This is a genomic window from Mycobacterium farcinogenes (assembly GCF_019739075.1).
GTDB lineage: Bacteria > Actinomycetota > Actinomycetes > Mycobacteriales > Mycobacteriaceae > Mycobacterium > Mycobacterium senegalense.
Window position 1 is genome coordinate 3,007,302 of the sequence record NZ_CP081673.1, and the last position, 14,799, is coordinate 3,022,100.

Annotated in this window: 14 protein-coding genes; 11 read left to right on the top strand and 3 right to left on the bottom strand. The window is 66.6% G+C overall.

Annotated features, from left to right (window positions below; translation table 11 throughout):
* Positions 1 to 24: 24 nt before the first annotated feature.
* A complete protein-coding gene (locus K6L26_RS14230; RefSeq protein WP_221853272.1) occupies positions 25 to 927 on the bottom strand; it encodes a LysR family transcriptional regulator in 903 nt (300 codons plus the stop codon).
* A gap of 73 nt (positions 928 to 1,000) precedes the next feature.
* Between K6L26_RS14230 and K6L26_RS14235 the strand changes: the two genes are divergently transcribed.
* The 9 genes from K6L26_RS14235 to prcA all read left to right on the top strand — a co-directional run bounded on the left by K6L26_RS14235 (position 1,001) and on the right by prcA (position 8,951).
* Complete coding sequence (locus tag K6L26_RS14235; RefSeq protein WP_085140132.1) at positions 1,001 to 2,002, top strand: DMT family transporter; 1,002 nt, start codon at positions 1,001 to 1,003, stop codon at positions 2,000 to 2,002.
* Positions 2,003 to 2,344: 342 nt separating this feature from the next.
* Complete coding sequence (gene ectA / locus K6L26_RS14240; RefSeq protein ID WP_064894297.1) at positions 2,345 to 2,890, top strand: diaminobutyrate acetyltransferase; 546 nt, start codon at positions 2,345 to 2,347, stop codon at positions 2,888 to 2,890.
* Positions 2,891 to 2,937: 47 nt separating this feature from the next.
* Complete coding sequence (gene ectB, locus K6L26_RS14245) at positions 2,938 to 4,224, top strand: diaminobutyrate--2-oxoglutarate transaminase (protein ID WP_019343296.1); 1,287 nt, start codon at positions 2,938 to 2,940, stop codon at positions 4,222 to 4,224.
* A gap of 13 nt (positions 4,225 to 4,237) precedes the next feature.
* The gene (locus K6L26_RS14250; RefSeq protein ID WP_221853273.1) at positions 4,238 to 4,630 is read left to right on the top strand and encodes an ectoine synthase; all 393 of its coding nucleotides are present in this window, start codon (positions 4,238 to 4,240) and stop codon (positions 4,628 to 4,630) included.
* The gene (gene thpD, locus K6L26_RS14255; protein ID WP_221853274.1) at positions 4,627 to 5,544 is read left to right on the top strand and encodes an ectoine hydroxylase; all 918 of its coding nucleotides are present in this window, start codon (positions 4,627 to 4,629) and stop codon (positions 5,542 to 5,544) included. Before K6L26_RS14250 ends, thpD begins: the two co-directional genes overlap by 4 nt.
* Positions 5,545 to 5,553: 9 nt before the next feature.
* Positions 5,554 to 7,062, top strand: coding sequence for a depupylase/deamidase Dop (gene dop / locus K6L26_RS14260; protein ID WP_221853275.1), 1,509 nt, complete (start codon positions 5,554 to 5,556; stop codon positions 7,060 to 7,062).
* Positions 7,063 to 7,167: 105 nt separating this feature from the next.
* Positions 7,168 to 7,362: a ubiquitin-like protein Pup gene (locus K6L26_RS14265; RefSeq protein ID WP_019343292.1), complete on the top strand. Its 195-nt coding sequence runs from the start codon at positions 7,168 to 7,170 to the stop codon at positions 7,360 to 7,362.
* Positions 7,359 to 8,219: a proteasome subunit beta gene (gene prcB / locus K6L26_RS14270; protein ID WP_036394019.1), complete on the top strand. Its 861-nt coding sequence runs from the start codon at positions 7,359 to 7,361 to the stop codon at positions 8,217 to 8,219. Before K6L26_RS14265 ends, prcB begins: the two co-directional genes overlap by 4 nt.
* A complete protein-coding gene (prcA, locus tag K6L26_RS14275) occupies positions 8,220 to 8,951 on the top strand; it encodes a proteasome subunit alpha (RefSeq protein WP_019343290.1) in 732 nt (243 codons plus the stop codon).
* A 9-nt stretch (positions 8,952 to 8,960) separates the two neighbouring features.
* Here the strand turns inward: prcA and K6L26_RS14280 are convergent, their stop codons facing one another.
* A complete protein-coding gene (locus K6L26_RS14280; protein WP_036394020.1) occupies positions 8,961 to 10,085 on the bottom strand; it encodes a baeRF11 domain-containing protein in 1,125 nt (374 codons plus the stop codon).
* Between the two features lie 155 nt (positions 10,086 to 10,240).
* Here K6L26_RS14280 and K6L26_RS14285 point away from each other — a divergent pair, with 155 nt between their 5' ends.
* Together K6L26_RS14285 and K6L26_RS14290 are read left to right on the top strand one after the other, a co-directional pair.
* Positions 10,241 to 11,227 carry a nitrilase-related carbon-nitrogen hydrolase gene (locus tag K6L26_RS14285; protein WP_221853276.1) on the top strand — a complete coding sequence of 329 codons (987 nt, stop codon included), beginning with the start codon at positions 10,241 to 10,243 and terminating at the stop codon, positions 11,225 to 11,227.
* A complete protein-coding gene (locus K6L26_RS14290) occupies positions 11,224 to 12,255 on the top strand; it encodes an agmatine deiminase family protein (protein ID WP_064894293.1) in 1,032 nt (343 codons plus the stop codon). Before K6L26_RS14285 ends, K6L26_RS14290 begins: the two co-directional genes overlap by 4 nt.
* Here the strand turns inward: K6L26_RS14290 and K6L26_RS14295 are convergent.
* On the bottom strand, positions 12,221 to 14,788 hold the full coding sequence (locus K6L26_RS14295) for an NAD-glutamate dehydrogenase domain-containing protein (RefSeq protein ID WP_245008730.1): 2,568 nt from the start codon (positions 14,786 to 14,788) through the stop codon (positions 12,221 to 12,223). The genes K6L26_RS14290 and K6L26_RS14295 overlap by 35 nt on opposite strands.
* Positions 14,789 to 14,799: the final 11 nt, after the last annotated feature.

Consider the following 14,799-nt stretch of genomic DNA (forward strand, 5'->3'; position numbering starts at 1 on the left):
TCGGTGCGGGTGCGGCGGCGGTTTTCAGCCGGCGTCAGTACCGATCTCAGCCGCGACGGCCCGTAACTCGTCGAGCACGACGGCGACGGCGGGGCGGGCTGTCGCGCCCGCCCGGGTGACCGCTTCGACCCGGCGGGCCACCGAGATGTCGGAGATCGGCAACCGCACCAGCTCGCGCGCGAGCCGGACGTAGCGCGGCATCAGTGCGACGCCGATACCCGCGTGGACCAGCTCCTCCACCACGCGAAAATCGTTGATCCGCTGGGTGATTCCTGCCCGGACTCCGGACATGATGGCGAGCGAGTTCAGCACGTCGTCGACCATCAACCCGCCTTCGACACCGATCCACGGCTCGTCGGACAAGTCGGCCAGCTGCACCTGATCACGACCCGACAAGTGGTGCCCGGGCGGCAAGACGACATCCAGTGGCTCCCTGAGGAGTTCGGTGCATTCGAACCGCGGCCCCCATGGGGCTGCGTCGCGCTCGTCGCGGTGGACCACCACGACGTCGAAATCGGCGAGCTGCGCAGGCGCCCGGGCCGCCGGCACGTCGACATCCCGGGCGATCACTTGAACGCCGCGTTCAGCGGCCCGGATGATCAACGGCGACAGCAACATTGCTGCTCCCGAGGGGAAGAACGACACGTTCACCGTGCCGCGGGGTGTGCTGCGATAGGCGTCCATCTCGGCCCGGGCGCGGTCCAGCGCCGCCAGCACGGCGTCGGCATGCCCCACCAGGACCTGACCGGCGTCGGTCAGCCGGACCCGTCTGCCGTCCGGTTCGATCAAGCTCACGCCGGCCTCGCGCTGCAGGATCTTCAACTGCTGGGAGACGGCCGACGGCGTCATGGACAGCACCTCGGCGACCGCGGCCACGGTGCCGTGGTCGGCGAGTTCGCGCAGCATCCGCAGCCGACCGGCATCCATGAAGCAATGCTACAGATAATGTGAAAAAACAGTAGCTTGACTGAACTGTTTGTCGGGCCACACGCTGGTCGTCGTGACCCGACGATCCACCGACCTCTGCCTGCTCGCCGTTGCCGCGGCGTGGGGGTCGAGCTACCTTACGACCAAGGAGATCGCTTCTCCTGACGGTGTTTTCGTACTTCTGGGAGTGCGGTTCACTCTCGCCACGGCGGTGCTGGCCACCGTGCTCTGGCGCCGGCTGGCGGGGCTGACCCGAGCCGAGGTGGTCTCGGGGGCGCTCGGCGGGATCCTGCTGGCTGCGGTCTGCGTTGCGGAGACCTTCGGCGTGACCATGACATCGGCGTCCAATGCGGGACTCATCATGGCGTTGACGATTGTCGCCACGCCCATGATCCAGCGTCACCGGGTCGGGCGTACGTTCTACGGCGCCGCCGCGGTGGCCGTGCTCGGGTGCGTCTTGCTGACCCAGTCCGGGGGTCTGGCCGCCCCGCGCGCCGGAGACATCGTGATCGCCGTCGCGGCCGGGCTACGGGCCGTCCATGTGACCGTGATGGCGCGGATGTCAGAAGCCGACCGAATCGATTCAGCGCGTACCACTTTGGTGCAACTGTGCACCGTCGCCACGGTGGCGCTCACGCTGACGGCGGCCTCGGGACAATCTCCTGCCGCGGTGACGAAAGCCTACGAGCCATCCGACTGGGTGCTGCTCGCGTACCTGTCCGTGGTCTGCACGGTGTTCGCGTTCCTGGTGCAGTTACGCGCCTTGGGTGCCACCAGTCCGGCCCGGGTCAGCCTGCTGGTGGGCACCGAGCCGCTCTGGGCCGCCGTCATCGGCGTCGCCGTGGCGGGCGATCCCGTCACCGGCGCCGGAATCGCCGGGGCCGCGCTGGTGGTGGTCGGCACGGGGTGGGGGCGCACGCTCCTGCCCTCGGAGCCCGCGATCGTGCACGATTCGTTGCCACGGATCCCGTCGCGTTGCCCGGATCGCGGCGTTGCGTCGCGAGAGCCCGTCGGCGAGAGAAAAGCCGGCCGCATTCCGCGTGCTATTGGGAATGCGTCAGCCAGCGATTATTAGATTTTGATTGGAATTTCCGAGCACCCCGGCTACCGGCGAATTCCGGGCGGGCGGGGCGTTGGGTTTTGCTGTCGCGATAGCGGTGGCGATGCGGCCGGACGGTCGCTCCGAGGGTGGTACGCCCGCACCAATGTAACGATCAGATAACGACGCTAACAATTTTCTGGGATTGACGATTCGCGAAGTTAGCGCAGGTCAAATGGGGTGAACGCAGACGGAATACCGCTCCCCGGGCGGTGTCGGAGCTTGATCCCGGCAGTGGGGTGTGCTTACGTCGAAGGCGCCGATGGCTTGAAACTGACGATGATCGCTGAGAAGTTCGGTGGTGACTTTTAACTCGATATGCGTGTTTTAGAAAGCGTTCCGGGACGCCATTCCCGGGAAGAATTCCTGCGCGCTCCGCGGGGTACCGATGCGATTGGCATCCGTGACCTGGCAGCAGCCACCGGAGTGCTGGATCTGAATTCCACCTACGCCTATCTGTTGCTGGCAACCGATTTTGCTGCCACGTCAATAGTGGCCGAGCGTGATGGTGAGCTGCACGGATTCATCACGGCCTACCACCCGCCGCCGCGGCCGGACGTCCTGTTCGTCTGGCAGGTAGCCGTGGCGCCGACGGCCCAGGGTGGGGGACTGGCCTCCACGATGCTCGACGCGCTCGTGCACCGGGTTCGGACGCAACGCGACGGTCGCCCCGTCACCGTGGAGGCGACGGTGTCGCCGGGCAACGCGGCCTCACGTGCGTTCTTCGGTGCCTTCGCGCGCCGGCACGGCGTCCCGCTCGTGGAGGACCCGCATTTCGAGCGCAATCTCCTCGACGCCGACGGGGCGCACGAGGAGGAGCCGATTTTGCGGATGGGCCCCATCACCACTCCGCTCTCTCGCTGAAATCAGTTATCTGATAACCAGTTTGATTCGATTGGAAGGATTATCCCTTGCTGCTCGCTACGACAGCGCCGTTGACCGAATCTGACCTTCCCGACGTGTTCAGCTCGGTCGAGTCCGAAGTCCGCAGCTACTGCCGCAGTTGGCCGACGGTCATGAACCGCGCGGCCGGCTCCTGGGTGACCGACACGGCCGGCCGTACCTACATCGACTTCTTCGCCGGGGCCGGGGCGCTCAACTACGGCCACAACAACGCCGCGCTGAAGGCGCCGTTGCTCGAATATCTGGCCTCCGACGGGATCGTCCACTCGCTGGACATGGCCACCGCGGCCAAACAGCAGTTCCTGGAGGTCTTCGAACGGCTGATCCTGCGTCCGCGCGGGCTGGACTACAAGGTGCAGTTCCCCGGGCCGACGGGGGCCAACTCGGTGGAGTCGGCCCTCAAGCTGGCCAGGAAAGTGACCGGTCGTGAGTCGGTTATCAGCTTTACCAACGCATTTCACGGCATGACGCTGGGCGCGCTGTCGGTCACCGGAAACTCGATGAAGCGGGCCGGTGCCGGCATCCCGCTGGTGCACGCCACCCCGATGCCCTACGACAACTACTTCGGCGGGGTGACCGAGGATTTCCAGTGGTTCGAGCGCGTGCTCGACGATTCGGGCAGCGGCCTCAACCGCCCGGCCGCGGTGATCGTCGAAACCGTCCAGGGTGAGGGCGGTCTCAACGTCGCGCGCATCGAATGGCTGCGCGCGCTGGCCGAGCTGTGCCGCCAACGTGACATCCTGCTGATCGTCGACGACGTCCAGATGGGTTGTGGCAGGACCGGGCCGTTCTTCAGCTTCGAGGCGGCCGGCATCGTGCCCGATATCGTCACGATCTCGAAGTCGGTCAGTGGCTACGGCCTGCCGATGGCGCTCACGCTGTTCCGTCGCGACCTCGACGTGTGGGCACCGGGGGAGCACAACGGAACCTTCCGTGGGCACAACCCCGCGTTCATCACCGCCACGGCCGCGCTCGAAACATATTGGAAGAACGACGAATTCAGTTCTCAGACCGCGGCCAAGGCCGAGTTGACCCGCGACCGCCTCGAGGAGATCGCCGCCGCCCACGACGGCGTGAGCGCTCGTGGCCGCGGCATGGCCCAGGGGCTCAAGTTCGAGCAAGCGGACCTGGCCGGGCAGGTATGCCGGGCGGCGTTCGACCGCGGCGCCCTGATGGAGACCAGTGGACCGTCCGACGAAGTGGTCAAACTGCTGCCGCCGCTGACGACGTCGCCCGCCGAATTGTCCGAAGGGCTCGACATTCTCGCCGAGTCCGTCGCCGTCACGCTGGCCTGAGGGAGGCATTGACATGATTGTTCGCACCACTGCCGAAATCACCGGCACCGACCGTGATGTGGCCGATGGCACCTGGCGCTCCAAGCGCATCCTGTTGGCCGGGGACGGCGTCGGTTTCTCGTTCCACGAGACCACGATCCAGGCCGGTTCGGTCAACGAGTTCCACTACCAGCACCACATCGAAGCGGTCTGGGTGATCGAGGGCACCGGCACGCTGACCGATATGGAGACGGGGCAGGAATACCCGCTCGCCGACGGCACCATGTATGTGCTCAACAACCACGACCGCCACCGCGTCACGTGCGACGAACAACTCCGGATGTTGTGCGTGTTCAACCCGCCGGTTACCGGGCGGGAGGTGCACGACGAGAACGGCGTATACCCGGCGCCGCAGTCGGTCGCATGACGGCACAGCAGAACACCGAGGTCTCGGTGATGGATGCAATTGTCGAGGACCGCTACCCGACGCGGCTCGAGCACGCGATCGAGCCGATACCGCGCCAGGAACCCGTGGTGTGGGGCGGTGTGGCCGACGGTCCGCTGAGTCAGCACCATCTCGACGGGTTCTCCGAGTACGGCTATCTGGTTGCGCCCGAGACGGTCTCGGATGATTGGCTACCGCTGCTGCGGCACGAAATCGACCGGGTGGCAGCGGATCTGGACAATGACGACCCGCGGGTGATCCGTGAGCCCGGTGGCACGATCCGGTCCATCTTCGAACCGCATCTGCTGAGTGACCTGGTGGCCCAGGTGGTCCGGTTGGACACCGTGCTGCCGGTCGCGCGGCAGTTGCTCGGCGGCGACGTCTACATCCACCAGGCGCGGATCAACCTCATGCCCGGGTTCACCGGGACCGGGTTCTACTGGCATTCGGACTTCGAGACCTGGCATGCCGAGGACGGCATGCCGGCGATCCGTGCCGTCTCGTGCTCGATCGCGCTCACCGAGAACTTCCCTTACAACGGGTCGCTGATGGTGATCCCCGGCTCGCATCGGACGTTCTATCCGTGTGTCGGCGCCACGCCCGAGGACAACCACGACACCTCCCTGGTGGCGCAGAACATCGGGGTGCCGGACGAGACGACCTTGACCAAGGCCGTCGACGAGCACGACATTCACCAGTTCACCGGCCCGCCCGGCACCGCGCTGTGGTTCGACGCGAACCTGCTGCACGGCTCGGGCTCCAACATCACACCCCTGCCCAGGTCGAACGTCTTCCTGGTGTTCAACTCGGTGGACAACGCGCTGACCGAGCCGTTCGCCGCTCCGCGGCCGCGGCCCGAATACCTGGCGGCCCGGGGGGCACCGGCCGTCACCTAGGCTGGCCCCATGCAACGGATTATCGGAACAGAGGTCGAATACGGCATCTCATCGCCGTCCGATCCGACCGCCAATCCGATCCTGACCTCGACTCAGGCGGTGCTGGCATACGCGGCGGCGGCCGGTATCCAGCGTGGGAAGCGCACCCGGTGGGACTACGAGGTCGAAAGCCCGCTGCGCGACGCCCGCGGGTTCGACCTGTCGCGGGCGTCGGGGCCGGCCCCGATCGTCGATGCCGACGAGGTCGGCGCGGCCAACATGATCCTCACCAACGGCGCCCGGCTGTACGTCGACCATGCGCACCCCGAGTACTCGGCGCCCGAGTGCACCGACCCGATGGATGCGGTGATCTGGGACAAGGCCGGCGAGCGCGTGATGGAGGCCGCGGCTCGCCATGTCGCAAGCGTCCCCGGCGCGGTCAAGCTGCAGCTCTACAAGAACAACGTGGACGGCAAGGGCGCCTCCTACGGGTCGCACGAGAACTACCTGATGAGCCGCCAGACGCCGTTCTCCGCGGTGATCGCCGGGTTCACGCCGTTCCTGGTGTCCCGGCAGGTGGTGACCGGCTCGGGCCGCGTCGGCATCGGGCCCTCCGGCGACGACCCGGGCTTCCAGTTGTCCCAGCGGGCCGACTACATCGAGGTCGAGGTCGGCCTGGAGACCACGCTCAAGCGCGGCATCATCAACACCCGCGACGAGCCACACGCCGACGCAGACAAGTACCGGCGCCTGCACGTCATCATCGGCAACGCCAACCTGGCCGAGACGTCGACCTACCTCAAGGTGGGGACGAGCTCGCTGGTGCTCGATCTGATCGAGGAGGGCCCGCAGTTCGGGCTCGACCTGTCCGACCTGGCGCTGGCGCGGCCGGTGCACGCGGTGCACGTGATCAGCCGTGATCCATCGCTTCGCGCGACGGTGGCGCTGGCCGACGGTCGTGAGATGACCGCCCTGGCGTTGCAGCGGGTGTACCTGGACCGGGTGGCCAAACTGGTCGACATCAGGGACCCGGACCCCCGGGCCTCCCATGTCGTCGAGACCTGGGCCCACGTGCTCGACCTGCTCGAACGCGATCCGATGGAATGCGCCGAGATTCTGGACTGGCCGGCCAAGCTGCGGTTGCTGGAGGGCTTCCGCCAGCGGGAGAACCTCAGCTGGCAAGCACCGCGGCTGCACCTGGTCGATCTGCAGTACTCCGACGTCCGGCTGGACAAGGGCCTGTACAACCGGCTGGTCGCCCGAGGTTCGATGAAGCGCCTGGTCACCGAACAGCAGGTGATCGACGCCGTCGACAATCCACCGACCGACACCCGTGCGTACTTCCGCGGCGAGTGCCTGCGCCGGTTCGGTTCGGACATCGCCGCGGCCAGCTGGGACTCGGTGATCTTCGATCTCGGCGGCGATTCGCTCGTCCGGATTCCGACTCTGGAGCCGCTGCGGGGCAGCAAGGCGCATGTCGGTGCGCTGCTGGACTCGGTGGACAGCGCCGCCGAACTCGTCGAGCAACTCACAAACTGACCGTTTCCGGCGGTGAGCTATCCCGGGCAATCCGGGTGCCGACCGGTACTGTGGAAGGACCGGTTGGGCGGTTAGCCCGACCGATGACAATTGCAGGAGGCAGCGATGGCTCAAGAGCAGACCAAGCGTGGCGGTGGCGGCGGCGAGGACGAAGACCTCCCCGGTGCATCGGCCGCCGGCCAGGAGCGTCGCGAGAAGCTGGCCGAGGAGACCGACGATCTGCTCGATGAGATCGACGACGTGCTGGAAGAGAACGCGGAAGACTTCGTGCGCGCATACGTCCAAAAGGGCGGCCAGTGACCTGGCACGAAAACCTGTCTCTGCCCAAAACAACCCTCTCCGGTACCCCCTCTGTAGCAATGGATCTGTCGTCGTTCTCTGAACTGCTGCGTCGACAGGCCCCCGAACTGTTGCCGGGTAACCGTGTCTCCGACGGCACGATCAGCCCGACGAATGCGGTGCCGCACGGGACGACCATCGTCGCCATCAAGTACCCCGGTGGCGTGCTGATCGCCGGTGACCGTCGCTCCACCCAGGGCAACATGATCGCCGGTCGCGACGTGCAGAAGGTGTACATCACCGACGACTACACGGCGACCGGCATCGCGGGCACCGCGGCCATCGCGGTCGAGTTCGCCCGGCTCTACGCCGTGGAACTGGAGCACTACGAGAAGCTCGAGGGTGTCGCCCTGACCTTCCGCGGCAAGGTGAACCGGCTGGCGATCATGGTGCGCGGCAATCTCGGTGCGGCGCTGCAGGGTTTCGTGGCGCTCCCGTTGCTGGTGGGTTTTGATGTTGATGCCAGCGACCCGACCAGTGCGGGTCAGATCGTGTCTTTCGACGCCGCAGGTGGCTGGAACATCGAGGAGGAGGGCTACCAGTCGGTGGGCTCCGGCTCGATCTTCGCCAAGTCCTCGATCAAGAAGCTCTATCCGCAAGTGGTAGATGCGGATTCCGCCCTGCAGGTGGCCATCGAGGCGCTGTACGACGCAGCCGACGACGATTCAGCCACCGGCGGTCCGGATCTGGTGCGCGGCATCTATCCGACCGCGGTAACCATCGGCGTCGAAGGCGCCGTGGAGATCACCGAGGAACGCATCGCCGAGCTGGCTCGTGAGGTCATCGCGCGCCGGACCCGGACGGGTGGTGAGGGGTAAATGAGCTTCCCGTATTTCATCTCGCCTGAGCAGGCGATGCGTGAGCGCTCCGAACTGGCGCGCAAGGGCATCGCCCGCGGCCGCAGCGTGGTGGCGCTGGCCTACGACAACGGTGTGCTCTTCGTGGCGGAGAACCCGTCGCGGTCGCTGCAGAAGGTCAGCGAGCTCTACGACCGCGTCGGTTTCGCCGCCGTCGGCCGGTTCAACGAGTTCGACAACCTGCGGCGCGGCGGTATCCAGTTCGCCGATACCCGCGGCTACGCCTACGACCGGCGCGACGTCACCGGCCGTCAGCTGGCCAACGTGTACGCCCAGACGCTCGGCACGATCTTCACCGAGCAGGCCAAGCCCTACGAGGTCGAGCTGTGTGTGGCCGAGGTGGCGCACTACGGCGAGACGAAAGCTCCAGAGCTGTACCGGATCACCTATGACGGATCGATCGCCGACGAGCCTCATTTCGTGGTCATGGGCGGCACCACCGAGCCCATCATCACCGCATTGAACGAGTCGTACGCGGAGAACGCCGATCTGGCCGCTGCGGTCAAGATCGCGGTCGAGGCGCTGAGCGCGAGCGGCAACGGCTCCGAGCCTCGCACGCTGGGGCCCGCGACCCTCGAGGTGGCGGTTCTCGATGCGACGCGGCCCCGCCGCTGTTTCCGTCGGATCACTGGGGCGGCACTGGAAGCTCTTCTGCCGGAACCTGAGCCGACTTCACCGGAGCCGTCTGAGTAGCCGCTCTGGTCAGCTCAGGGCGAACCGTAGTTTCGCGACGGCGGTCTGGTTCCAGATGTCGGCGGTGATTTCGTCGGGTCGCACAGCGAAGGCCTCGCCGCCGCGGTCGAGGACCGTCACGGCGATGCGGGAAAGTACGTCATACCCGGAATCGTCGTAGTGCAGCGCCCCGTTCGCGGCCTCGATGCGGCCGAGGACGTCGACGGTGAAGTTGTACACCAACGTGTCGACCGCGCCGGCTTCCGCGGCCCGCGCTATGTCGCCCAGGTCGGTGGCCACCAGTCCCTTGCTGAGGTCGTCGCCCAACTCCTGAACCCAGGCGTTGGCCCGTTCGGCGTTCAGGGCGGGCAGCGACTCGCGGATGGCGCCGTCGATCTGATCGGGCCGCAGCTCGTCAGCGGCGCCGGGCACGGTCACGATCTGGCGTTTGTGGTCGAGTCCGCGATACATACCGAGCAGGGGGTCGGTCGCGAACAGATACAGCGGCCGGTTCGACGACGGATCGAGCTGCCCCAATTCGGAGTCCACCGCCTCGGCTACCCGTTTGGCATAACGCTCCAGCAGAACTTTCTTGCCTTCGTCCCCGACCAGTCGGCGCACATGGCCGCGGTCGCGCACGGTGGCGCGGTGGGTCGCGTCGGCAACATCGGCCGCATATTCGCCGGTGAGCTCCAGCTCCTCGGCGCGGGTGCTCGCGGTGGCCTGCCACAGGTTCCAGCCGTCAGCCGACAGCGTCAACGCGTAGGCGTCCTGCGGTGTGGTGACCGCGCGCACGAGTTGGCCGATGTCGAAATATCCGCCCACCTGTAGCTGGCTGTCCAGGGCGTTGGGGAGTACGTAGACCTCGTGGAAGTCGTCGGCGAGGAAGAGGGCCACAGAGCGGGACAGGCTCAGCCACAGGTCGGATTCGGCGATTTCTGTCCAGCGTGACCGCAGTTGTTGCTCGACCGCGTGGCGCGCACCGGAATCGCGGATGGTACGTAGTGCGCGGTCGACCGCGCTCTTTGCGGTCAGCACGCTTTTCTCGCGTTCGTCGGGTCCGGGTGCGGTCTCCGCGTACACCGTGATGGCGTGCTCATGGGGCTCGCCGAGGCGGATCAGGTCGGCGATGTCGGGCAGTTCGTAGCGGGTCATTCACCACTCCTTCGTGCGGACTGCTTCCAACCTTATGCCTGTGATGCTGGCTGACCAGGGCAAAAGGTCTCAAAAACTGGTAGCTCCACCTCTTTACAACGGGGGGTGAAGGGGGTCACAATTAAACGAATCACATTCGTTTTAGGAGATGGCCGATGATCACCCTGACCGCCGCCGCGCCCGAGTCGCTGTCCCGCAGCACCGAGTCGACGCGCCCATCGCTTCGGGTCGGGCTGGTGCAGCACCGGTGGCGCAGCGATGCCACCGAACTGGCCAGGGTGTTGCGTGACGGGATCGACCGGGCGGCCGGCGCGGGGGCCCAGCTGGTCTGCCTGCCGGAGATCACCCTGTTGCGCTATCCCGCCGACACCCCGGCCGGGCCCAACCCCGGTGCGGCGGCCGAGGATCTCACCGGCGGCCCCACCTTCGCCCTGGCAGCCCAAGCGGCCCAGGCCAACGGCGTCTTCGTGCACGCCTCGATGTATGAAAAGTCCCCGGCCGCAGATGGATTGGGGTTCAATACAGCAGTCCTGGTGACCCCTTCAGGGGAGCTGGCCGGCTACACCCGCAAGCTGCACATCCCGATCTCGGCGGGCTACTACGAAGACACGTATTTCCGTCCGGGTCCGTCTGCCGGCGCCGACCCGTACCCGGTGTACGACCCGGAGGGGTTGGGTGCCCGGGTCGGTCTGCCGACGTGCTGGGACGAATGGTTCCCCGAAGTCGCACGCTGCTACTCCCTGGGCGGTGCCGAGATCCTGGTCTACCCGACGGCCATCGGTTCAGAGCCCGTGTTCCCGGCCTTCGACACCCAACCGCTGTGGCAGCAGGTCATCGTCGCCAACGGCATCAACAGCGGGCTGTTCATGGTGGTGCCCAACCGCATCGGCGACGAGGGCAAGGTCAGCTTCTACGGTTCGTCGTTCATCTCCGACCCCTTCGGCAGGGTGCTGGTACAGGCACCCCGCGACGAAGAGGCTGTCCTGGTCGCCGAACTGGACCTGGACCAGCGCCGCGACTGGCTCGAGCTGTTTCCCTTCCTGCTCACTCGGCGGCCCGACACCTACACCGCGCTGACCGCGCCCGTCGATGTGGCCCACCCGTACGGGATGGGCCACCAGGCCACGGCAGTGGTGAAATGACCACCTACCGGATGCCGGCGGAGACTGCCCCGCAGGATCGCGTATGGATGGCCTTCCCGTCCGCCGGATACTCACTCGGCGACACCGAAGCCGAGCATCACGAAGCCCGCACCACCTGGGCGGCGGTGGCGCACGCGGTGTTGGAGTTCGAACCGGTGACGATGGTGGTGGACCCCGCCGAAATGGCAACGGCCCGACGTTATCTGTCGGCGGCCGTCGACATCGTCGAGGCGCCGTTGAACGATGCCTGGATGCGCGACATCGGCCCCACCTTCGTGCACGCCGCGGACGGTTCGGTGGCCGCGGTGGACTGGGTGTTCAACGGCTGGGGGGCACAGGACTGGGCACGCTGGGACCGTGACTCGAAGATCGGTGCCGCGGTGGCCGATTGGGCCGCAGTGCCGGTGGTCGACTCGAATCTGGTGAACGAAGGTGGCGGCATCCAGGTGGACGGGCAGGGGACTGTTCTGGTCACCGAGACCGTGCAATTGGACCCCGGCCGCAACCCCGGTGCCACAAAGGCCGGCGTCGAAGCGGAGTTGGCCCGCACCATCGGTGCCGACCATGCGGTGTGGCTGCCGCGCGGCCTGACCCGGGACTCGCAGCGCTTCGGCACTCGCGGCCACGTCGACATCGTGGCGGCGATACCTTCGCCAGGACGGCTGCTACTGCATGCGCAGCCTGCCGACGAGCATCCGGATCATCTGGTGTGCAAGGAAATCCGTGCATCGATCGAGCAGACCCACGACGTCACCGGGCAGCCGTGGGACATCGTGGAGCTACCGGCGCCGGGTCAGCTGACGGATGCAGACGGCTATGTCGATTACAGCTATATCAACCACCTGGTGGTCAACGGCGGAGTGATTGCCTGCGCTTTCGACGATCCGAGGGATGCGGACGCGGCGGCGATCCTGGCCGAACAGTACCCGGGCCGCCGCGTCCTCAGTGTGGATGCCCGACCGCTGTTCGAGCGGGGCGGGGGCATCCACTGCATCACACAGCATCAGCCTGCGGCGCTGCGGCGGTGACCAGCCGGCTGATCGCCGTTCTCACCTGGGTGTGACCGGCGGTGCCGGTGCGCAGCACCCAGGAGGTCAGGTGCTCGATCAACTCGCGCACCTGTAGCAGCGCCTGGATGCGGTGACCCTCATCGCTGTAGCGGGCCAGTTCGGCGGCCCACAGCGCGTCCAGATCGAGGATGTCGCGCACCGTGGCGTAGGCGCGTGCCACCTGCGCCGTGGTCACCGCCAGGCGCTCCTGCATGCGGTAGATGGTGCCCGGGCCCACCCGGTTGATCAGCTCACCGGCTACCGCGGTCGCCACGATCTCACGGCGCAGCGGATGCCCGCTGAGCTCGGCGCGGGCATACTCGGCGATCGCCGCGGGGAAGTAGTCCACGAGGCAGTGTGAGAACGCCTCATCGTCGGGAATCCCGGAGGCCAGCAGTTCCTGGGTCACCAGATTCTTGGATTGGGCCAGCAACACCGCGATCTCCGGTCGGGTGAGCCCCAACCCCATCGAACGACGGCGCACCAGCTCCGCCTGGGCAGGCAGTCCCTCGATCTGAGGGTCGACGCCCGCCACTTCCTGCAGGTTGCCGATCAACCGGATATGCCGATCCAGCAGCGAATCGGCTTCCGCGGCGGCGATGCTGATCGCCAGGATCGCCTCGGCGTTGTCGGCCAGAACCCGCGCGGCAACCTCGTCGGTTGCCGCCACGAGCAGCGTATTGCGTTGTGCGATACCGGTGTTGCCCGAATCCAGGGCGATCTTGATGTTGACCTCAAGGTCCGAGGTTGCCACACCGGCGGCGTTGTCGATGAAGTCGGCGTTGATCCGGCCGCCACTGAGGGCGAATGCGATGCGTGCCTGCTGTGTCAATCCGAGGTTGCCGCCTTCGCCGATCACCTTGCAGCGCAGCTGCGAAGCCGCCACCCGGACGCGGTCGTTGGCCTTGTCACGGGCGTCGGCGTCCGATTCCTCGTCGGCCCGCACGTAGGTACCGACGCCGCCGTTCCACAGCAGATCGACGGGCGCGCAGAGCACCGCCGAGATCAACTGGTCCGGGGTGGCTTCGGCCTCCTCGATACCCAGCACAGCACGTGCTTGCGGCGACAGCGGTATCGACTTGGCGGTGCGGGACCAGACCCCGCCGCCCGCCGAGATCAGGGTCGAGTCGTAGTCTTGCCAGCTCGATGAGGGCAGAGCGAACATTCGTGCGCGCTCGTCGAAGGATGCCCGCGGGTCCGGGTCGGGATCGATGAAGATGTGCCGATGGTCGAACGCCGCGACCAGTTTGATGTTGTCGGACAGCAACATTCCGTTTCCGAACACATCGCCGGACATATCGCCGATACCGGCCACCGTGAACGGTTGGGTGTCGATGTCGTGGCCCGCCTCGGCGAAATGGCGCCGGACCGAGAGCCACGCGCCGCGGGCGGTGATACCCATGGCCTTGTGGTCGTAGCCGGCCGAGCCGCCGGAGGCGAAGGCATCGCCGAGCCAGAAACCGTACTCGCCGGCGATGGCATTGGCCAGGTCGGAGAATGTCGCGGTGCCCTTGTCTGCGGCCACCACGAGGTAGGCGTCAGGGCCGTCGGGGCACACCGTCCGGTCCGGATGCCGAACTGCACCGTCGACGATGTTGTCGGTGATGTCGAGCATTCCGCGGATGAATGTGCGGTAGCCGTCGGCCGCGGCGGCGTCCGGATTGCGCAGCACGAAAGCGCCCTTGGCGCCGGCCGGCACGATAGGGGCGTTCTTGACGGCCTGTGTCTTCATCAGGCCGAGCACTTCGGTGCGGAAGTCCTCGGGACGACTCGACCAGCGCAACCCGCCTCGTGCGATCGGCCCGCTGCGAAGGTGTATGCCCTCGACAATGTCCGAGTACACGTAGATCTCGCGGTACGGGACCACCGGGCCGACGTCGGCGAGCCGGGAAGAATCGATCTTGAAGGACAGGTAGTCCTTGGGCCTGCCGTCGGGCCCGGCCTGGAACCAGTTGGTACGCAGGACGGCCCGCACGAAGCTGTGTAATGCGCGCCTGATGCGCTCGTCGTCGAGCGAGGTCGCCGCCTCCACCAGCGCCGCCACTTCCTGATCGGCTCGCTCGGCTTGATCAGCGTCGGTGTGGCCGGCCGGGTTGAACCGGGCATCGAACAATGCCAGCAGTGCGTTGACGAAGTCCGGTGCGGTAACCAATGAATCGGCGATGTAGTCGGGGGAGAAGCCCAGTCCGGTCTGGCGGGTGAATCGGCTGGCCGCACGAATCAGTACTGCCTGGCGCCAATCGATTCCGGCGGACGGGATGAGTGCGGCGTAGTGGTCGGTCTGCCAATGCCCGGCGGTCGCGGCCTCGAAGGCCCGGGCGATCAGCTCGAGCGTGGGCCTCGGCAACGCCAGGGTGCCGAATTCATAGTGGTGGCCGGTGTCGGTCAGCTGATACGAGGCGACCCGTAGACCGAAGTGTTCGAACATCGCGCACACCTCGGCCAGCAGTGGGGGAGGTCCGGGCCACCGCACCTCGGCGCGGGCACCGGCTTCATTGACGGTAAAATGCACTCGGGCAGAAG

Bases quoted from the DNA above. Each gene is read 5' to 3' on its own strand.
- K6L26_RS14230 (WP_221853272.1), bottom strand. From the start codon at position 927: ATGGATGCCGGTCGGCTGCGGATGCTGCGCGAACTCGCCGACCACGGC.
- thpD (WP_221853274.1), top strand. From the start codon at position 4,627: ATGACGGCACAGCAGAACACCGAGGTCTCGGTGATGGATGCAATTGTC.
- dop (WP_221853275.1), top strand. From the start codon at position 5,554: ATGCAACGGATTATCGGAACAGAGGTCGAATACGGCATCTCATCGCCG.
- K6L26_RS14250 (WP_221853273.1), top strand. From the start codon at position 4,238: ATGATTGTTCGCACCACTGCCGAAATCACCGGCACCGACCGTGATGTG.
- K6L26_RS14280 (WP_036394020.1), bottom strand. From the start codon at position 10,085: ATGACCCGCTACGAACTGCCCGACATCGCCGACCTGATCCGCCTCGGC.
- K6L26_RS14290 (WP_064894293.1), top strand. From the start codon at position 11,224: ATGACCACCTACCGGATGCCGGCGGAGACTGCCCCGCAGGATCGCGTA.
- prcA (WP_019343290.1), top strand. From the start codon at position 8,220: ATGAGCTTCCCGTATTTCATCTCGCCTGAGCAGGCGATGCGTGAGCGC.
- K6L26_RS14265 (WP_019343292.1), top strand. From the start codon at position 7,168: ATGGCTCAAGAGCAGACCAAGCGTGGCGGTGGCGGCGGCGAGGACGAA.
- K6L26_RS14285 (WP_221853276.1), top strand. From the start codon at position 10,241: ATGATCACCCTGACCGCCGCCGCGCCCGAGTCGCTGTCCCGCAGCACC.
- ectA (WP_064894297.1), top strand. From the start codon at position 2,345: ATGCGTGTTTTAGAAAGCGTTCCGGGACGCCATTCCCGGGAAGAATTC.